Source organism: Kitasatospora sp. MMS16-BH015, assembly GCF_002943525.1.
GTDB lineage: Bacteria > Actinomycetota > Actinomycetes > Streptomycetales > Streptomycetaceae > Kitasatospora.
Genome location: NZ_CP025394.1, coordinates 2,876,851 through 2,895,076, shown reverse-complemented (window position 1 = coordinate 2,895,076; position 18,226 = coordinate 2,876,851). Strand labels below are relative to the sequence as shown.

At 72.9% G+C, this 18,226-nt stretch carries 18 protein-coding genes; 15 read left to right on the top strand and 3 right to left on the bottom strand.

All coding sequences use genetic code 11. The annotated features are described in order from the left end of the window. Positions 1–284: 284 nt before the first annotated feature. Entirely contained in the window at positions 285–1,253 is a 969-nt protein-coding gene (locus CFP65_RS12505; protein WP_104816173.1) for a hypothetical protein, read from the top strand. 94 nt (positions 1,254–1,347) lie between these two features. Further along, on the top strand, positions 1,348–1,749 hold the full coding sequence (locus CFP65_RS12500) for a hypothetical protein (protein ID WP_104816172.1): 402 nt from the start codon (positions 1,348–1,350) through the stop codon (positions 1,747–1,749). Here the strand turns inward: CFP65_RS12500 and CFP65_RS41790 are convergent. Continuing rightward, positions 1,730–1,855, bottom strand: a complete 126-nt coding sequence (locus CFP65_RS41790; RefSeq protein ID WP_256387271.1) for a hypothetical protein — start codon at positions 1,853–1,855, stop codon at positions 1,730–1,732. The two genes, CFP65_RS12500 and CFP65_RS41790, sit on opposite strands and share 20 nt — an antisense overlap. A gap of 74 nt (positions 1,856–1,929) precedes the next feature. Here CFP65_RS41790 and dxr point away from each other — a divergent pair, with 74 nt between their 5' ends. From dxr to CFP65_RS12475, 5 genes are all read left to right on the top strand, one after another. Then, complete coding sequence (gene dxr, locus CFP65_RS12495) at positions 1,930–3,159, top strand: 1-deoxy-D-xylulose-5-phosphate reductoisomerase (RefSeq protein ID WP_104820824.1); 1,230 nt, start codon at positions 1,930–1,932, stop codon at positions 3,157–3,159. A gap of 36 nt (positions 3,160–3,195) precedes the next feature. Beyond that, positions 3,196–4,503 (top strand): RIP metalloprotease, encoded by a 1,308-nt coding sequence (locus tag CFP65_RS12490; protein WP_104816171.1) that lies wholly within the window; start codon positions 3,196–3,198, stop codon positions 4,501–4,503. Between the two features lie 144 nt (positions 4,504–4,647). Continuing rightward, positions 4,648–5,808: a flavodoxin-dependent (E)-4-hydroxy-3-methylbut-2-enyl-diphosphate synthase gene (gene ispG / locus CFP65_RS12485; protein WP_104816170.1), complete on the top strand. Its 1,161-nt coding sequence runs from the start codon at positions 4,648–4,650 to the stop codon at positions 5,806–5,808. A 124-nt stretch (positions 5,809–5,932) separates the two neighbouring features. Next, positions 5,933–6,808 carry a GNAT family N-acetyltransferase gene (locus CFP65_RS12480; RefSeq protein ID WP_104816169.1) on the top strand — a complete coding sequence of 292 codons (876 nt, stop codon included), beginning with the start codon at positions 5,933–5,935 and terminating at the stop codon, positions 6,806–6,808. 134 nt (positions 6,809–6,942) lie between these two features. Next, complete coding sequence (locus tag CFP65_RS12475; protein WP_104816168.1) at positions 6,943–7,527, top strand: GNAT family N-acetyltransferase; 585 nt, start codon at positions 6,943–6,945, stop codon at positions 7,525–7,527. On the opposite strand, the gene CFP65_RS12470 is transcribed toward CFP65_RS12475, so the two are convergent. Both CFP65_RS12470 and CFP65_RS40780 read right to left on the bottom strand, forming a co-directional pair. Next, positions 7,500–8,243 carry an aminoglycoside phosphotransferase family protein gene (locus tag CFP65_RS12470; protein WP_104816167.1) on the bottom strand — a complete coding sequence of 248 codons (744 nt, stop codon included), beginning with the start codon at positions 8,241–8,243 and terminating at the stop codon, positions 7,500–7,502. The genes CFP65_RS12475 and CFP65_RS12470 overlap by 28 nt on opposite strands. A gap of 200 nt (positions 8,244–8,443) precedes the next feature. Then, complete coding sequence (locus CFP65_RS40780; protein WP_104816166.1) at positions 8,444–9,451, bottom strand: ferritin-like domain-containing protein; 1,008 nt, start codon at positions 9,449–9,451, stop codon at positions 8,444–8,446. 256 nt (positions 9,452–9,707) lie between these two features. Here CFP65_RS40780 and rimP point away from each other — a divergent pair, with 256 nt between their 5' ends. The 8 genes from rimP to truB all read left to right on the top strand — a co-directional run bounded on the left by rimP (position 9,708) and on the right by truB (position 18,090). Then, a complete protein-coding gene (gene rimP, locus CFP65_RS12460; protein WP_104816165.1) occupies positions 9,708–10,262 on the top strand; it encodes a ribosome maturation factor RimP in 555 nt (184 codons plus the stop codon). A gap of 52 nt (positions 10,263–10,314) precedes the next feature. Next, on the top strand, positions 10,315–11,328 hold the full coding sequence (gene nusA / locus CFP65_RS12455; RefSeq protein WP_104816164.1) for a transcription termination factor NusA: 1,014 nt from the start codon (positions 10,315–10,317) through the stop codon (positions 11,326–11,328). 70 nt (positions 11,329–11,398) lie between these two features. Further along, on the top strand, positions 11,399–11,689 hold the full coding sequence (locus CFP65_RS12450) for a YlxR family protein (protein WP_104820823.1): 291 nt from the start codon (positions 11,399–11,401) through the stop codon (positions 11,687–11,689). 208 nt (positions 11,690–11,897) lie between these two features. After that, positions 11,898–15,062 carry a translation initiation factor IF-2 gene (gene infB, locus CFP65_RS12445; RefSeq protein ID WP_104816163.1) on the top strand — a complete coding sequence of 1,055 codons (3,165 nt, stop codon included), beginning with the start codon at positions 11,898–11,900 and terminating at the stop codon, positions 15,060–15,062. Between the two features lie 133 nt (positions 15,063–15,195). Further along, complete coding sequence (locus tag CFP65_RS12440; RefSeq protein WP_104816162.1) at positions 15,196–15,492, top strand: DUF503 domain-containing protein; 297 nt, start codon at positions 15,196–15,198, stop codon at positions 15,490–15,492. 150 nt (positions 15,493–15,642) lie between these two features. After that, positions 15,643–16,080 (top strand): 30S ribosome-binding factor RbfA, encoded by a 438-nt coding sequence (rbfA, locus tag CFP65_RS12435; RefSeq protein ID WP_104816161.1) that lies wholly within the window; start codon positions 15,643–15,645, stop codon positions 16,078–16,080. 2 nt (positions 16,081–16,082) lie between these two features. After that, positions 16,083–17,195, top strand: coding sequence for a bifunctional oligoribonuclease/PAP phosphatase NrnA (locus tag CFP65_RS12430; protein WP_104816160.1), 1,113 nt, complete (start codon positions 16,083–16,085; stop codon positions 17,193–17,195). Further along, positions 17,185–18,090, top strand: a complete 906-nt coding sequence (gene truB / locus CFP65_RS12425) for a tRNA pseudouridine(55) synthase TruB (RefSeq protein ID WP_104816159.1) — start codon at positions 17,185–17,187, stop codon at positions 18,088–18,090. The genes CFP65_RS12430 and truB overlap by 11 nt, the downstream gene beginning before the upstream one ends. Positions 18,091–18,226 lie beyond the last annotated feature (136 nt).

Genomic DNA, 18,226 nt, shown 5'->3' with positions numbered 1-18,226 from the left:
AGCGCTCTGAGTCCTCTGAGTCCTCTGAGTCCTCTGGGATCCTCCGAGGTCCTCGGGGCAGCCGGACCAGGCTGACCAGACCTGCGCCGAGCCCCCGTCACCGCCCTGCGGAGACGGGGGCTCCGTCATGCGTACAGGGCTCAACTCCCTTGATTTTCCTACTCGTTGGTTCTCTTGACCCCCACTCGTCAGCCTCACTACGCTCGGCCGCGCCCCGGACACCCACCGGGCCACCCCCACGGATCAGCGCGTTCTTCGATCACCCTCAGTCGAAGGGCTATGCCTTGCTGCGTTCGCTCAAGTACCTCGCCGCGCCCGCCGCCGCCCTGGCCGCGGCCGCGCTCTGTGCCGCCCCCGCCGGGGCGCAGCCTCCCGAGACCGCCGGCCACGCGATGCACGCCCACGGCGGCGTGCCCGCCGCCACCGGCGGCAACCTCGCCTACGGCGGGGGCAACATCGTCACCGACCCGAAGATCTACATCGTCTACTGGGGCAGCCAGTGGGGCAGCGGCTCCACGATCACCAACGACCCCGCCGGCCTGGCCCCGCTGCAGCTCTCCTTCTTCCAGCACGCCTACGGCTCCGGCGACACCTGGTCCAACTCGGTCACCCAGTACTGCCAGGGCGTGGCCGTCGGCACCACCCAGTGCAACGGCGCCGGCACGGCGGTCGGCCACCCCGCGAGCAACCCCGTCGCGGGCACCTGGCTGGACAGCGGGGTGAAGGCGCCCAACCGCCCGGGCCAGTCGGCGATCGCCGCCGAGGCCGTCCGGGCCGCCGCGCACTTCGGCGTCTCGGGCGACAACGTGCAGATCATCGTGGACGTGCCGCACGGCATCGTCCCGCAGGGCTTCAAGACCCAGTACTGCGCCTGGCACGACCACACCACGGCCTCGGGCGGCGGCGACCTGCCGTACACCAACATGCCGTACGTGCCGGACGCGGGCAGCGGCTGCGGCGCCGGCTTCGTCTCCGGCGGGGGCATCGACACCACCAACGAGGGGGTGACCATCGTGGGTGGGCACGAGTACGCCGAGACGGTCACCGACCCGGCGCCGAGCAGCGGCTGGCTGGATTCGGCGGGGGCGGAGAACGGCGACAAGTGCGCCTGGATCTCCAGCGGGCAGGGCGCCTCGACCGTGGTCGGCATGAACGGCGCGAACTTCGCGGTCCAGTCGCTCTGGAGCAACAACTTCGGCGGCGGCGCGGGCGGCTGCGTGAGCGCGTACACCAGCGCGTCGAACCAGCACTGAGCTCGCGGCGCAGCCCGTTCCAGCAGCACTGAGCCCGTACCCGGGGGCGTGCGGCCGAGTCCGCACGCCCCCGGTCCACCGTGGAAGGCCGCCCGTGCGCAGAACCCTCCTCCCGCTGCTCCTGCTGCTGGCCGCCTGCGCGGCGCCCACGGCCCCGGCGGCCCCGGCGGCCCCCGCCACGCCTCCGCCCGCCTGCCGGGCCCTGCCGGAGCCCGTGGTGCCGCAGACCGCCGGGACGCTCGGCGAGCAGGACGGGGGCCGGTACTGCCTGGCCCTCGGCGCCCAGGTCGGGGTGTTCCTGACCGGGGACGCCGCCGGCCGCTGGTCCGCGCCCGTCAGCTCGGACCGGGCCGTGCTGGCGCCCGTCGGCACCGCCCGGCTGACCGCCCCGCTCGGGGTCACCCCGGGCGTCTTCCGGGCGGCCCGGCGCGGCACCGCCGAGCTGGCCAGCACGCTCGGCGGACGGCACTGGCAGGTCACGATGGTGACGAATTGACGACGGTGGAGAGCTCCTCCCGGGCCTCCGGCACACTGCCGGGCGCCCAGGTCGGCGACACCGGCACCTGGCGGTAGATCAGGTGGTAGAGCAGGCGGTAGCGCAAGTGGCGGAACAGGTGGCGGAGCAGTCTGCGGGGTCGCTACACCGGAGGCCGTGCGGCAGGACACAATGGGCTCCATGAACGAGCTCGCCCACCCCCACACCCGCTTCACTCCGAAGGTCGCCGACCCGAGCGGTCCCCGGGAGCTGGTCATCCTCGGCTCGACCGGATCGATCGGCACCCAGGCGATCGACGTGGTGCTCCGCAACCCCGACCGGTTCAAGGTGGTCGCCCTCTCGGCGGCCGGGGGCCGGGTCGAGCTGCTGGCCGAGCAGGCGCTCGCGCTCGGCGTGCACACCGTCGCGGTGGCCGACGAGGCCGCGCTGCCCGCGCTGCGCGAGGCGCTCGTCGCGAAGGCCGGAGGCCGCGCGCTGCCGACGCTGCTGGCGGGCCCGGAGGCCGCCACCGAGCTGGCCGGGCTGGAGTGCCACTCGGTGCTCAACGGGATCACCGGCTCGATCGGCCTCGGCCCGACGCTGGCCGCGCTGCGGGCCGGCCGGGTGCTGGTGCTGGCCAACAAGGAGTCGCTGATCGTCGGCGGCCCGCTGGTCAAGGCGGTGGCCAGGCCCGGCCAGATCGTGCCGGTGGACTCCGAGCACGCCGCGCTCTTCCAGGCGCTGGCGGGCGGCACCCGCGCGGAGGTCCGCAAGCTGGTGGTCACCGCCAGCGGCGGCCCGTTCCGGGGGCGGACGAAGAGCGAGCTGGCCGCCGTCACGGTCGAGGACGCGCTGGCCCACCCGACCTGGGCGATGGGCCCGGTGGTGACGGTCAACTCGGCCACCCTGGTCAACAAGGGCCTGGAGGTCATCGAGGCCCACCTGCTCTACGACATCCCCTTCGACCGGATCGAGGTCGTGGTCCATCCGCAGTCCGTCGTCCACTCGATGGTGGAGTTCACGGACGGCTCCACGCTGGCCCAGGCCAGCCCGCCGGACATGCGGATGCCGATCGCGCTGGGCCTCGGCTGGCCCGAGCGGGTGCCGGATGCCGCGCCCGGCTGCGACTGGACCAAGGCCGCCACCTGGGAGTTCTTCCCGCTGGACGAGGAGGCCTTCCCCGCCGTGGCGCTCGCCCGCGAGGTGGGTACGCTCGGCGGGACGGCCCCGGCCGTGTTCAACGCCGCCAACGAGGAGTGCGTGGACGCCTTCCTCAAGGGGCGCCTGGCCTTCACCGCGATCGTGGACACGGTCGCCAAGGTGGTCGCCGAGCACGGCGCCCCCGCCTCGGGAACTTCCCTGACGGTGGAGGACGTCCTCCACGCGGAGGGCTGGGCCCGGGCCCGTGCGCGGCAGCTCGCCGCAGGCTGAATCGATGGACCGGAGCGGGATGACGGAGGCTGAGCGGTGGCAATGGTGATGTGGGTGCTCGGCATCCTGCTCTTCCTGGTCGGGCTGCTCTTCTCGATCGCCTGGCACGAGCTGGGCCACCTCTCCACGGCCAAGCTGTTCGGCATCCGGGTGCCGCAGTACATGGTCGGCTTCGGCAAGACCATCTGGTCGCGCAAGAAGGGCGACACCGAGTACGGCATCAAGGCCATCCCGCTCGGCGGGTACATCCGGATGATCGGGATGTTCCCGCCCGGGGCGGACGGCCGGATAACGAAGCGCTCCAGCTCGCCTTGGCGCTCGATGATCGAGGACGCCCGGGAGGCCTCCTACGAGGAGCTCCAGCCCGGGGACGAGCACCGGCTCTTCTACACCCGCAAGCCCTGGAAGCGCGTCATCGTGATGTTCGCCGGGCCGTTCATGAACCTGGTGCTCTCGGTCGCGCTCTACCTGGCCTGGTTCATGGGCATCGGCTACCAGACCACGGTGCCCACCGTCTCCACGGTCAGCCAGTGCGTCGTCCCGGCCGCCACGGCCCGCACCGACGTCTGCCCGGCCGACGCGCCCAAGTCGCCCGCCAACGCGGCCGGCCTGCGGGCCGGCGACCGGATCGTCTCCTTCGACGGGGACGCGATCTCCACCTACACCCAGCTCCAGGCCGACATCCGCAAGTCGCCCGGCAAGCAGGTGACGATCGTGATCGAGCGCGGCGGGCAGCAGCAGAGCCTCACGGCCGGCATCACCAGCAACACCGTCGCCGCCGTGGACAAGGACGGCCGCCCGATCGACGGCAAGACCGTCACGGCCGGCTTCCTGGGCTTCTCGCCCGCCATCGGCGTCCGGCACTTGAGCCTGGGCGAGAGCGCCACCCAGATGACCGACATGGCCAAGCACGGGATCACCTCGCTGGCCGCGCTGCCCGGCAAGATCCCCGGCCTCTGGCACGCGATCGTCGGCCACGACCCGCGCCCGGCCGACTCGCCGATGGGCATGGTGGGCGCCGCCCGACTGGGTGGTGACGTGTTCGCGATGGACCTCCCGGCCACCCAGCAGCTCGCCTTCATGGTCCAGCTGCTCGCGGGCATCAACCTCTCGCTCTTCCTCTTCAACATGCTGCCGTTGCTGCCGCTGGACGGCGGGCACATCGCCGGTGCGCTCTGGGAGTCGCTGCGCCGCCACGCGGCCAAGCTCTTCCGCCGCAGCGACCCGGGCCCGTTCGACGTGGCGAAGCTGATGCCGCTGGCGTACGTGGTGGCGGGCATCTTCATCTGCTTCACCGCGCTGGTGATGGTCGCCGACATCGTCAACCCCGTGAAGATCAACTGACCCGAAAGGGGACAGTGGTCGATCGAATGTGCTCCCGCCACCGGGCGTGGCGTACCGTGGGAGGCCGGTCCGGCCGCCCACGGCCGCCCGTTCCGGCCCGAGCCACCGGCCGGCCCATCACCTGATCTGGGGAACCCTGCGCACATGACCGCGATCTCGCTCGGTATTCCGTCCCTGCCGCTCAAGCCGCTGGCCACCCGCCGGGTCTCCCGGCAGATCAAGGTCGGCAACGTCCTGGTCGGCGGCGACGCGCCCGTCTCGGTGCAGTCCATGACCACGACGGTGACCGCCGACATCAACGCCACGCTGCAGCAGATCGCGCAGCTGACGGCCTCCGGCTGCCAGATCGTCCGGGTCGCCGTGCCGACCCAGGACGACGCCGACGCGCTGCCGGTCATCGCGAAGAAGTCCGGCATCCCGGTGATCGCCGACATCCACTTCCAGCCGAAGTACGTCTTCGCCGCGATCGAGGCCGGCTGCGCGGCCGTCCGGGTCAACCCGGGCAACATCAAGCAGTTCGACGACAAGGTCGGCGAGATCGCCAAGGCCGCCAAGGACGCCGGCGTGCCGATCCGGATCGGCGTCAACGCCGGCTCGCTCGACAAGCGCCTGCTGGAGAAGTACGGCCGGGCCACCCCCGAGGCGCTGGTCGAGTCCGCGCTCTGGGAGTGCTCGCTCTTCGAGGAGCACGACTTCCGCGACATCAAGATCTCGGTCAAGCACAACGACCCGGTCGTGATGATCAACGCCTACCGCCAGCTGGCCGCCGCCTGCGACTACCCGCTGCACCTGGGCGTCACCGAGGCCGGCCCGGCCTTCCAGGGCACCATCAAGTCGGCGGTCGCCTTCGGTGCGCTGCTGGCCGAGGGCATCGGCGACACCATCCGGGTGTCCCTGAGCGCTCCCCCCGCCGAGGAGATCAAGGTCGGCATCCAGATCCTGGAGTCGCTGAACCTGCGTCAGCGCGGCCTGGAGATCGTCTCCTGCCCGTCCTGCGGCCGGGCCCAGGTCGACGTCTACAAGCTCGCCGAGGAGGTCACCGCCGGCCTGGAGGGCATGGAGGTGCCGCTGCGCGTGGCCGTCATGGGCTGCGTGGTGAACGGCCCGGGGGAGGCCCGCGAGGCCGACCTCGGCGTCGCCTCCGGCAACGGCAAGGGCCAGATCTTCGTCAAGGGCGAGGTCATCAAGACCGTCCCCGAGTCGAAGATCGTCGAGACCCTGATCGAAGAGGCGCTCAAGCTCGCCGAGGCGATGCAGGCCGAGGGCGTCGAGTCCGGCGAGCCCACGGTCATCGCCGCAGGCTGATTCCACCGCCGAGTTCGGGGCCGTCCGTCCACGGACGGCCCCGAACCCTTGCTCCGGGGGAGGGGCGGAGTAGGGTGCGGCAAGAGCTTTGATTGGTGAGGTGCCTGTGCTCGATCGAGGTGTGATGCTCCCCGGCCCCTTCCAGGTCGCGCGCGCCCTGGCGACCACCCGGGTCCTCGACGCCGCCGACCTGGTGGACACCCTGGAGGTGCTGCACCGCGACCCGGTCGCCAACGCCTTCGTGGCCACCCGGGTCGAGGCCGTCGGGCTCGACCCCTGGCGGCTCGGCGGCGAGATGTGGGGCTGGTTCGACGCAGACGGGCGGCTGGAGTCGCTCTGCTACGCCGGCGCCAACCTGGTGCTGGTGGGCGCCGGCCCCGAGGCCGTCCGGGCCTTCGCCGAGCGGGCCCGCCGGCAGGGCCGCCGCTGCTCCTCGATCGTCGGCCCGGCCGAGCCCACCGCCGCCCTCTGGGCGCTGCTCGAGCGCAGCTGGGGCCCGGCCCGCGAGGTCCGCGCCCACCAGCCGCTGATGGCCACCTCCAGCCGCTCGACCGAGGTGGCCCCCGATCCGCTGGTGCGCCGGGTGCGGCGGGGCGAGGTCGAGGCGGTGATGCCCGCCTGCGTCGCGATGTTCACCGAGGAGGTCGGCATCTCCCCGCTGGCCGGGGACGGCGGCCTGCTCTACCAGGCCCGGGTGGCCGAACTGGTCGGCGCCGGGCGCTCGTTCGCCCGGTTCGACGAGGCCGGTCAGGTGGTCTTCAAGGCCGAGATCGGCGCCGTCACCGCCGGGGCCTGTCAGATCCAGGGCGTCTGGGTCGCCCCCGAGCACCGCGGGCAGCGGATCTCCGAGGGCGGGATGGCCGCCGTGCTCGACTTCGCGCTGGCCGACGTGGCGCCGGTCGCCTCGCTGTACGTCAACGACTTCAACGTCCGGGCCCGGGCGGCCTACCGCCGGGTCGGCTTCCACGAGGTCGGCGCCTTCATGAGCGTGCTGTTCTGACCGGGGGCTTGACCGGGGGCTTGAGCGGCAGCTCGGGCGGGTGGTCCGGCAGGCGGCCGGGCGGCCGGGACAACCCGGCCTTTCTGCGGTTTCGTCGGCCCCGACCGGCCTCCGGGGTAGTAACCTCCGGGGGCATGGAGCAGCTGACCGAGGTGACGATCGAGGCCATCGACCTCGCGGCCTGGGCGCCGTACGCCCTGGACGTCCAGGCGATCGCCTTCGGGCTGACCCCGGAGGAGGTCGCCGTCCGCCTCCAGATCGTGGGGCGGCACGCCCTGCAGCCGGGGGTGCGGGCACTCGGCGCGCTGAGCGAGGGTCGGCTGGTCGGCTTCGGCTACGGCATGCCCAACCAGCGCGAGCACTGGTGGAGCACGGTGATCCAGCCCCACCTGGAGGCCCAGGGCCACGGGGACTGGCTGGACGACGTGTTCGCCGTCACCGAGCTGCACGTGCTCCCCGAGTACCAGGGCCGCGGCCTGGGCACCCGGCTGATCCGCAGCCTCTGCGAGGGCTCCGGGCAGCCGCGCAGCATCCTCTCCGCGATCGACGCCGAGACCCCGGCCCGGCGGCTCTACCGCTCGCTCGGCTACCGCGACCTGGCCCGGCCGGTGCGGTTCCCGAACACGGTGCGGCCGTACGCGGTGATGGGCGCCCGGCTGCCGCTGCTCGGCGCGCCCAGCGGTGCCGCCCCTCAGAGCCAGGACGCGAACTCCAGGTAGAGCTCGCCCAGGCGGTCCTGGTCGGCGCCGAGGTGGCGCAGGCCGGTGGCGGTGGCCCGGTAGAGGGTCCAGCCGCGCAGGCGGTCCGGGTCCACCTCCACCGCCTCGGCCAGCCGGGTGATCCGGCGCCTGGCCGCGCCCTTCGGGCCGGGGGAGCCGATCAGCGTCTCCAGCCGGTCGAGCGCCAACCAGGCCAGGTCGTAAGCGCGTTCACCGATCACGGGGTCGGGGGAGATCGCCAGCCAGGGCGCCCGGTCGGCGGCCAGCACGTGGCCGTGGTCGAGCGCGCCGTGCAGCAGCAGCCGCTCGGCCTGGCCGGCCAGCAGCTCCTCGGCGGTCTCCCGGGCCTCCTCGACCAGCGGGCCGAGGTGCTCGGCGAGCTCGGGGAAGACGTGCTCCCCGTCCGGCTCCACCCAGAGGTGGCGCAGCAGGCTGGTCGCCTCCAGCACGGCCTTGGGCTCGGCCAGGGAGCGCAGTGGGATGTCGGCGTGCAGGCGCTCCAGGAGCAGGGCTCCTGGCTCGGCCTTGAGCAGGAGGACCGCGCCCTGGCCGTTCCAGCGGCGCAGTGCGGCAGCCTCGTGCTCGGCCGGGCCCAGCTTGAGGACGGCCGGGGTGCCGTCGGCCTGCCGCACCAGGGCGGTGACGCCCCCTCGGTGCCCGGGCACGCAGACCCGATCCAGGGTCAGCTGCCAGCGCACCAGCCATTCGTCCAGCATGCCGGCCTCTCCGTCGATCCTCTGACCATTGTGTTGCACCACCTCAGGGGCGCGGGGAACGGCGCGGCCGGCCGGGGGCGTGGCCGCACTCTTGCGAGGTGAACGGGTTGCACTGTCCGTTGACGGTGCAACTGGCTCTCGGGCTGCGCTGGCTGGGCGGCTTCTTCCGATTTCGCGCAGTTCCCCGCGCCCCTGGTCGCCTACCCGATCACGCCCGGCAGGGCGGGCAGGGCGCCGCCCCAGTGGCGGGCGCGGAAGGCGGTGTTGCGCAGGGCCTCGGCGGCGGTCTGGCGCAGGGGGCCGGTGGTGGCGGCGACCAAGTCGGCGTAGACGGCGGTGAGTTGGGCCTCGATGTGGACGGCGAGGTCGGCGGCGGTGGCGGGGCTGGTGACGGCGGTGGGCAGGCGGTAGCCGGCGGCTGCGGCGGTGGGGGTGGCGCCGCCGTCGGCGAGCAGGCGCTGCCAGGCGTCGCGCTGGGCCTGGTGGGCGGCGTAGGAGGCGTGGCCGTCCTCGCGCTGGGCGCCGGCCGGGAGGTGACCGCCGATAACGCCGTAGCCGTAGACCGCGGCGTGCTCGGCCGCCAGGGCGGTCTGCAGGGCGGTGGCCTCGGCGGAGGGCTTGGGGGCCGCCTTGGCGGAGGTGGTTGCGGCTGCGGAGGCGGAGGCGGCGGGGCCCGCGGTGGGGGCGTCGGCCTTGGGGGCGGTGACGGGGGACTGGTCGCCCAGGGTGGCGGCGTGCAGCGCGTCGGAGGTGGCGACGGCGGCGAGCAGCTTGGCGAGCGCGGGGGAGGCGGCGTCGAGGTCGGCCAGCCGGGATTCGGCGGTGCTGTGCTCCAGGGCGGCCAGTGCGGCGACGCTGCCGGGGGCGGTGCCGGTACCGGTCGCGGCGGGCAGCGCGCTGGGGGAGGCCGCGGCGGTGCCGGAGGGGGCCGGCAGGCCGGTGGCCAGGGCGGTGCGGTGGGCGGCGACCTCCGTGCGCAGGGCCTTCAGCTGCTCGGCCTGGGCGGCGCCGGGGCCGGCCAGGACGGCGTCGTAGCCGGCCAGCAGGGTGTCGGTGGCCGCGACGGCGCGGGCCCGCAGCGGGAGGTCCGGGTCGGCCTTGTGACCACCGCCACCACCCCCGCCGCTGCCGCCGGAACAGCCGCTGACCACCAGGGCACCGGTGAGTACGCCGAGGGCCAGGAAGGTCCGCCGGTTGGGCGACAGCATCGGAACGCTCCGGTGTGGGGTGGGGGTCGAGGGGCGGCTGGGGCGTGGGAGCCGCCGGGCCCCCTCCCGCCGTGCATCATTACAGAAAGCGCCGACGCCGCCCCGCGCCGGGCCCTCGGTGTGTCCGGTTTGCGTGGAATCGGCGGTTGGGCGCCCGACCGGTTAGGATTTCCGCCGAGCCGCCGTGACCTGGACGCGTCCAGGGGAGGGGGCTGCACCTTCCGACAACAGCACACGCGGCCGAGGAGTCACCCGGATGAGCACCAACCCCACCGACCGGTTGCGCGAATTGCTGGAGCCCCTGGCCGCTGCGGCGGGGCTCGACCTGGAGGACGTGAAGGTCACCCAGCAGGGCAGCCGTCGCCAGGTGCAGGTCGACGTGGACGCCGACGGCGGGGTGGACCTGGACGCGGTCGCCGACTTCAGCCACCTGGTGAGCCAGGCGCTCGACGATTCCAACCTGATGGGCGACGCCCCGTACGTGCTCGAGGTCGGCTCGCCCGGCGCCGAGCGCCCGCTGGCGCTGCCGCGGCACTGGGCCCGGGCCGAGGGCCGGCTGGCGAAGATCCACCTGGTGGACGGCGGCGAGATCGTCGCCCGGGTGCTGGAGAGCGACGAGGACGGCGCGCTGGTCGAGGTGCAGCCGGTGAAGGGCCGCGGCAAGCCGAAGGAGCGCCGCCTGGAGTTCGCCGAGGTGGCCCGGGCCCGCGTGCAGGTCGAGTTCAACCGCAAGGAGGACGAGCACGTCCTGCAAGCGGTGGAGTCCGCTGAAGACACTGTCGACGACGCCTCCGACGAAGACGACGAGTGACAGAGCAAATGATCAACTGCACGAAGAAGACGAAGGAAGAGGAGGCGTAGCCGTGGACATCGACATGAGCGCCCTGCGTGGGCTGGTCACCGAGAAGAACATCCCGTTCGAGCTGCTGGTCGAGTCGATCGAGTCGGCCCTCCTCATCGCGTACCACCGCACCGAGGGCTCGCGCCGCCGCGCGCGGGTCGAGCTGAACCGCAAGAGCGGTCACGTGACGGTCTGGGCCCTGGAGGACGCCGCGGAGCTGGAGGAGGGCGTCGAGCCGAAGGAGTTCGACGACACCCCGAGCGGCTTCGGCCGGATCGCCGCCTCGACGGCCAAGCAGGTCATCCTGCAGCGCCTGCGGGACGCCGCCGACGACCAGACCTTCGGTGAGTACGCGGGCAAGGAGGGCGACATCGTCACCGGTGTCGTCCAGCAGGGCAACGACCCGAAGAACATCCTGGTCGACATCGGCAAGCTGGAGGCCATCCTCCCGCCGCAGGAGCAGGTGCCCGGCGAGGACTACCGCCACGGCACCCGCCTGCGCTGCTACGTGGTGGCCGTGCGCCGCGGCGTCCGCGGCGCCTCGGTGACGCTGTCCCGTACGCACCCCAACCTGGTGAAGAAGCTCTTCGCCCTGGAGGTGCCGGAGATCGCCGACGGCTCGGTGGAGATCGCCTCGATCGCCCGTGAGGCCGGCCACCGCACCAAGATCGCGGTCTGGTCGCGCCGCCAGGGCCTGAACGCCAAGGGCGCCTGCATCGGCCCGATGGGCGGCCGGGTGCGCAACGTGATGGCCGAGCTGCACGGCGAGAAGATCGACATCGTCGACTGGTCCGAGGACCCGGCCGAGATGGTCGCCGCCGCACTGTCCCCCGCGCGGGTGACGAAGGTGGAGATCGTCGACTACGCGCAGCGCTCCGCCCGGGTGATCGTGCCGGACTACCAGCTCTCGCTCGCGATCGGCAAGGAGGGGCAGAACGCCCGCCTCGCCGCCCGTCTGACCGGCTGGCGGATCGACATCCGACCGGACACCGAGCCCGCCGACGGCGGCCCCGTCGAGGGCTCCGCCGACGCGTAGTACGTCCACGCGCCGCCCGGCCGGATCATACGGGGCGGCGCCAGGTCCCTTCGGAGGGGTAGACTTGAGGTTGTCTGGCCGGACGCATGTCCGAGCATGCCCGGAACGCACCTGCGTGGGCTGCCGCAAGCGCGCGGCCAAGCACCAGCTGTTGCGTGTCGTGGCCATCGAGGGCGAGTGCGTCCCCGACGGCCGCGGCGCACTGCCCGGCCGGGGCGCGCATCTGCACCCCGACTTGGCCTGCCTTGATCTCGCGGTACGCCGCCGGGCGTTCCCCAGGGCCTTCCGGCTCCAGGGCGCGCTCGGTACGGACGTGCTCCGTGCGTACGTGGAACAGGCAGGCGGCACCTCGGCGTTCTGATCACTCAGACGCACAAGCACCACCGTAGAAGACAGCTCGGCTCGCGCATCGTCGCGCGCCGCGCGCCACATCAAATACCTCGCGAGTTGGAAGTAGGTCGAGATTGCGATGAGCACTCGATGAGTACGCGATGAGTACGCGATGGGTTCGCCCATGAAGTAGCGACAGTCCGGCGGACGATTGCCCCGGACTCATAGACAGGAGTGAAGTGGCTAAGGTCCGGGTATACGAGCTCGCCAAGGAACTTGGCTTGGAGAGCAAGGCCGTCATGGCCAAGCTCACCGAGCTCGGTGAGTTCGTCCGTTCGGCGTCCTCGACGATTGAGGCGCCGGTCGTTCGCAAGTTGACTGACGCGCTGGGAGTGGCCCCTACGGGTGGTTCCGCTGCCAAGCCTGGCCCGCGCAAGCCCGCGGCGCCCCAGCCGGCCGGTGGTGCCTCCGCACCCAAGCCGGGTGCCCCCACCCCGGGTCCGCGCCCCGCCGCGACCCCGGGTCCCCGTCCGACCCCGGCTCCGGCCGCGCCCGCCGCTGCGGCTCCCGCCGCTCCGGCCGCGCCCGCCGCGCCGAAGCCCGCCGTGACCCCGGGCCCGCGCCCGGCGGCCCGTCCGGCTGCCCCGGCTGCTCCGGCGGCCGAGTTCTCCTCCCCGGCCCCGGCCGGCGAGGCCCCCGCCCGTCCGGCCACCCCGCCGGCCCGTCCGGCCGCTGCCGCGCCGGGCTCCGGCGCCCGTCCGGGCCCGCGTCCGGCCGGCCCGCGTCCGGGCAACAACCCCTTCACCTCGGGTAGCGCGACCGGCATGGGCCGCCCCGGCGACCGTCGTCCGGCCGCCCCGGGCGACCGTCCGCGTCCCGCGGGTGCTCCCGGTGCCGCCGGCGAGCGTCCCCGTCCGGGTGGCGACCGTCCGCGTCCCGCCGGTGCCCCGGGTGCCGACCGTGGCGCGCCGCGTCCCGGTGGCGACCGCGGCCCCCGTCCCGATGGGACCGCCGGTGCACGGCCGGGTGCCGACCGTGGCGCCCCGCGCCCCGGTGGCGACCGTCCGCGTCCCGCCGCCGGTCCCGGTGGCGCGCCGCGTCCCGGTGGCCCCGGTGCCCCGCGTCCCGACGGGATGCCGCGTCCGGCCGGCCCGCGCCCCGGTGGCCCGAGCCCGTCCGGCATGCCCCGCCCGAACCCGGGCATGATGCCGCAGCGTCCCGCTCCGGGCGCCGGCCCGCGTCCGGGCCCCGGCGGCCGTGGCCCGGGTGGCCCCGGCGGCCGTCCCGGCGGCCCGGGTGCCGGTGGCGCCCGTCCCGGCTTCCAGGGTCGTCCGGCCGGTCCGGGCTCGCGCCCGGCCGGTGGCGGCGGCTTCGGCGGCCCGCGTCCGGGTGGTGCCGGTGGCGGCGGCGGCTTCGGCGGCCCGCGTCCCGGTGGCTTCGGCGGCCGTCCCGGCGGCCCGGGTGCCCGTGGTGGCACGCAGGGCGCCTTCGGTCGTGGCCCGGGCGGTCGCCCGGCCCGTGGCCGCAAGTCGAAGCGTCAGCGTCGCCAGGAGTACGAGGCCATGCAGGCCCCGTCCGTGGGTGGCGTGATGCTCCCCCGCGGCAACGGACAGACCGTCCGCCTGTCGCGTGGTGCCTCGCTGATGGACTTCGCGGAGAAGATCAACGCCAACCCGGCCGCGCTCGTCTCGGTGATGTTCAACCTCGGTGAGATGGTCACCGCGACCCAGTCGGTCTCCGACGCGACCCTCGAGCTGCTGGCCGGCGAGATGGGCTTCGTCCTGGAGATCGTCAGCCGGGACGACGAGGACCGCGAGCTGCTCGAGTCGTTCGACATCGACTTCGGCGCCGACGAGGGCGACGAGGAGATGCTGGTGGCCCGTCCGCCGGTCGTCACCGTCATGGGTCACGTCGACCACGGTAAGACCCGCCTGCTCGACGCCATCCGCAAGTCCAACGTGGTGGCGGGCGAGGCCGGTGGCATCACCCAGCACATCGGTGCCTACCAGGTGTCGGCGGTCGTGAACGGCGAAGAGCGCCCGATCACCTTCCTCGACACCCCGGGTCACGAGGCGTTCTCCGCCATGCGTGCCCGTGGTGCCAAGTCCACCGACATCGCGATCCTGGTGGTCGCGGCCAACGACGGTGTCATGCCGCAGACGGTCGAGGCGCTCAACCACGCCAAGGCCGCCGGTGTGCCGATCGTGGTCGCGGTCAACAAGATCGACGTCGAGGGCGCCGACCCGACCAAGGTCCGCGGTCAGCTGACCGAGTTCGGTCTGGTGGCCGAGGAGTACGGCGGCGACACCATGTTCGTCGACATCTCCGCGCGCCAGGGTCTGCACATCGACCAGCTGCTCGAGGCGGTCGTCCTGACCGCCGACGCCTCGCTCGACCTGCGGGCCAACCCGGAGCAGGACGCGCAGGGTATTGCGATCGAAGCCCACCTCGACAAGGGCCGCGGCGCCATGGCGACCGTCCTCGTCCAGCGCGGTACCCTCCGCGTCGGTGACTCGATCGTGGTCGGCGACGCCTACGGCCGCGTCCGCGCCATGCTCGACGAGAACGGCAACAACCTGGAGGAGGCGGGTCCGTCCCGTCCGGTCCTGCTGCTCGGTCTGACCTCGGTGCCCCGCGCCGGCGACAGCTTCATCGTCGTCGACGAGGACCGCACCGCCCGCCAGATCGCCGAGAAGCGCTCGGCCCGCGACCGCAACGCCGCCTTCGCGCAGCGTCGGGTCCGGATCTCGCTCGAGGACCTGGACAAGGCGATCGCCGCCGGCTCCATCGAGCAGCTCAACCTCATCATCAAGGGTGACGTCTCCGGTTCGGTGGAAGCCCTCGAGGACGCCCTCGTCAAGCTGGACGTGGGCGAGGAGGTCGAGCTCCGGGTCCTGCACCGCGGTGTGGGTGCCATCACCGAGTCCGACGTGGACCTGGCGATGGGCTCGGACGCCATCATCATCGGCTTCAACGTGCGCGCCGAAGGCCGTGCCCGTACCGCAGCCGAGAAGGAAGGCGTGGACGTCCGGTACTACTCGGTCATCTACCAGGCGATCGAGGAGATCGAGGCGGCGCTCAAGGGCCTGCTCAAGCCCGAGTACGAGGAGGTGCGCCTCGGCTCCGCGGAGATCCGCGAGGTCTTCCGCTCCTCCAAGTTCGGCAACATCGCGGGTGTCATCGTCCGCGAGGGCCTGCTGCGCCGCAACGCCAAGGCCCGCCTCATCCGCGATGGCAAGGTCATCACGGAGAACCTCACCATCGAGGGTCTGCGTCGTTTCAAGGACGACGCGACCGAGGTGCGCGAGGGCTTCGAGGCCGGTGTCACCCTCGGGTCGTTCAACGACATCAAGGTCGAGGACGTCATCGAGACCTACGAGATGCGCGAGAAGCCGCGCTCGTAAGTAGCGTCAGCCGGGGCCGGTCGACGGGTGCTGTTAACCCGTCGACCGGCCCCGGTCTCGCTGTGTAGGGTCGCCGTACGTTCCCCCCAGGGGGATCTCTACGAGGCCTTCAGGTCGGCGTGACCTGTCATACATGTTCGTGGGAACACTCACCTTCGACCTGCTCCTCGGCGACGTCCACTCGCTCAAGGAGAAGCGTTCGATCGTGCGGCCCATCGTGGCCGAACTGCAGCGCAAGTACAGCGTGTGCGCTGCGGAGACCGGGAACCAGGACCTGCACCGGCGGGCCGAGATCGGCCTGGCGGTGGTATCCGGCGAGGCCGGGTACGTCACCGAGGTCCTGGACAGCTGTGAGCGGCTCGTCGCCGGCCGCCCCGAGGTGCAGTTGCTCTCCGCGAGGAGGCGCTACCACGGCGACGACGATGATTGAGAGCGGGGGCGGTGGTGGTACGTCACCACCGTCACACCGACGAGGACCGACAGCGCCCACAAGGCTGGGCGCGGGCGGGTATTTTGGGGCGTGGGCCCCACCGGGCGGACTTCTCGCCCGGGTACCGCGCTCACTGCACGAGGAGGCAACGTGACCGACACCGCAAGGGCGCGCAAGCTCGCCGACCGCATCAAGGTGGTCGTGGCCGAGACCCTGCAACGGCGGGTCAAGGACCCGCGTCTGGGCTACGTCACCATCACCGACACCCGGGTCACCGGGGACCTTCGCGAGGCCACCGTCTTCTACACCGTCTACGGTGACGAGCTGGAGCGCGAGGCCTCGGCCGCCGCGCTGGAGAGCGCCAAGGGCGTGCTCCGCTCCGAGGTCGGCAGGCAGACCGGGGTGCGGTTCACCCCGACCCTGACCTTCGTGGCGGACGCCCTGCCGGACAACGCGAAGAACATCGACGACCTGCTGGACAAGGCCCGGCTCTCCGACGCCGCCGTCCGCACGGCCGCCGCCGGAGCCAGCTACGCCGGGGACGCGGACCCGTACCGCACCCCCAAGGCTGACGACGAGGACGAGTAAGCATGACCGCGGAGCCGGTCCGAACCGGCCAGGGGGCACCCACCACCGACACGGTGGAGGGTGCCCTCGCGGTGCTTCCGGGCCCTCGTACCGAACCGCCCTCCGGCCTCGAGCTGGAGTGGCAGCGGGTGGTCGCGCTGATCGGCTCGGCCGCCTCGATCGACCTGATTTGCCACATCAGCCCGGACGGCGACGCCCTCGGCTCGGCGCTGGCCGCCGGGCTCGCGCTGCGCTCGCTCGGCCACGAGGTGCGGGTCTCCTTCGGGGACGACCCGCAGATCGTGCCGGAGTCGCTGGGCTTCCTGCCCGGCCAGGAGCTGCTGGTGCCCGCCGCCGAGGTGCCCGACGCCCCCGAGCTGGCGCTCTGCTTCGACGTGGCCGCCGAGTCTCGGCTCGGGCTGCTGCACGCCAAGGCCTTCGCGGCCAAGGCGATGGTGGTCTTCGACCACCACGCCTCCAACCCCGGCTTCGGCACCCACCGCCTGATCGACCCGGGCGCCCCCGCCACGGCCGTGCTGGTCGACGAGCTGCTGCGGCGGCTCGGCGTGCCGCTGGACCAGGCGCTCGCCACCTGCCTCTACACCGGCGTGGCCACCGACACCGGCTCCTTCAAGTACGCCGCCACCACCCCGGCCACCCATGAGCTCGCGGGCCGCCTGCTGGCCACCGGCATCCGGCACGACCTGATCTCCCGCCGCCTCTGGGACACCTCCTCCTTCGGCTACCTCAAGGTGCTCGCCGCCGCCCTCGACCGGGCCGTCTACGAGCCCGAAGCCGCCGGCGGCCGCGGCCTGGTGTGGACCTGGGTGCCATACCAGGACCTGGCCCTGTTCGGCGTCACGGTCGAGGAGATCGAGGGCCTGATCGACGTGCTCCGGCGCCCCGCCGAGGCCGAGGTGGCCCTCGTCCTGAAGCAGGACCCGGACGGCACCCTGCGCGGCTCCTGCCGCGCCAAGGGCGCCGTGGACGTGGCCGCCGCCTGCGCCGAACTCGGTGGCGGCGGGCACAGGTTCGCGGCCGGGTTCGCCGTGCGGGAGGAGGTGCCGGCGGTGGTCCGGCGCTTCCGCACCGCACTCCTCTCCCACATCTGCACGGAAAGTACCGATGAAGCGTAAGGGCACGGGGCCGGACGGCCTGGTCATCGTCGACAAGCCGGAGGGCATCACCTCGCACGGGGTGGTCGCGAAGCTGCGGTGGCTGGCCGGCACCCGCAAGGTCGGCCACGCGGGCACGCTGGACCCGATGGCGACGGGCGTGCTGGTCATCGGGGTCGAGCGGGCCACCCGGCTGCTCGGGCACCTGATGCTCACCGCCAAGACCTACGAGGCCACCGTCCGGCTGGGCCAGGACACCGTCACCGACGACCGCGAGGGCGAGGTGACCTCCTCGACGGACGCCTCCGGCGTCTCGCGGGAGGCGATCGAGGCCGGGATCGCCAAGCTGACCGGCGAGATCATGCAGGTGCCCTCGAAGGTCTCCGCCATCAAGATCGACGGGAAGCGGTCGTACTCGCGGGTACGGGAGGGCGAGGAGTTCGAGATCCCCGCCCGGCCGACCACCATCCACTCCTTCACCGTCCACGACCAGCGCTCGGCGGTGGCGGAGGACGGCACCCCGGTGATCGACCTGGACGTCACGGTGGAGTGCTCCTCCGGTACCTACATCCGGGCGCTGGCCCGGGACTTGGGCGCCGACCTCGGCGTCGGCGGGCACCTGACGGCGCTGCGGCGGACGAAGGTGGGGCCGTACGAGGTGCAGAGCGCTCGGACGCTGGAGGAGCTCGAGGAGAAGCTCGAGGTGCTGCCGATCGCCGAGGCGGCGGCCGCGGCGTTCCCCCGTTGGGACATCGACGCGGAGCAGGCGAAGTTGCTGTCGAACGGCATGCGGCTGCCCGCGCCCGGGCTGGGCGCCGACGGTCCGGTGGCGGTCTTCGGGCCGGACGGGACGTTCCTGGCCCTGATCGAGGAGAGCGGCGGCAAGGCGAAGCCGGTGGCCGTCTTCGTCGGCTGACCGGTAGTTGCACTAGCCAGGGGCGCGGGGAACTGCGCGAAGTCGGGAGACTCCAGACCGGAGCCTTCCGCAGTCGCGCAGTTCCCCGCGCCCCTTTTCGTGTGCAACTGGCTCACTGCGGAGCGATTTCCGGCCG

Coding starts and splice junctions, on each gene's coding strand:
- rimP (WP_104816165.1), top strand. CDS start 9,708: ATGAGCACCAACCCCACCGACCGGTTGCGCGAATTGCTGGAGCCCCTG.
- ispG (WP_104816170.1), top strand. CDS start 4,648: ATGACCGCGATCTCGCTCGGTATTCCGTCCCTGCCGCTCAAGCCGCTG.
- CFP65_RS12430 (WP_104816160.1), top strand. CDS start 16,083: ATGACCGCGGAGCCGGTCCGAACCGGCCAGGGGGCACCCACCACCGAC.
- CFP65_RS12475 (WP_104816168.1), top strand. CDS start 6,943: ATGGAGCAGCTGACCGAGGTGACGATCGAGGCCATCGACCTCGCGGCC.
- CFP65_RS40780 (WP_104816166.1), bottom strand. CDS start 9,451: ATGCTGTCGCCCAACCGGCGGACCTTCCTGGCCCTCGGCGTACTCACC.
- truB (WP_104816159.1), top strand. CDS start 17,185: ATGAAGCGTAAGGGCACGGGGCCGGACGGCCTGGTCATCGTCGACAAG.
- CFP65_RS12480 (WP_104816169.1), top strand. CDS start 5,933: ATGCTCCCCGGCCCCTTCCAGGTCGCGCGCGCCCTGGCGACCACCCGG.
- CFP65_RS12470 (WP_104816167.1), bottom strand. CDS start 8,243: ATGCTGGACGAATGGCTGGTGCGCTGGCAGCTGACCCTGGATCGGGTC.
- dxr (WP_104820824.1), top strand. CDS start 1,930: ATGAACGAGCTCGCCCACCCCCACACCCGCTTCACTCCGAAGGTCGCC.
- CFP65_RS12440 (WP_104816162.1), top strand. CDS start 15,196: ATGTTCGTGGGAACACTCACCTTCGACCTGCTCCTCGGCGACGTCCAC.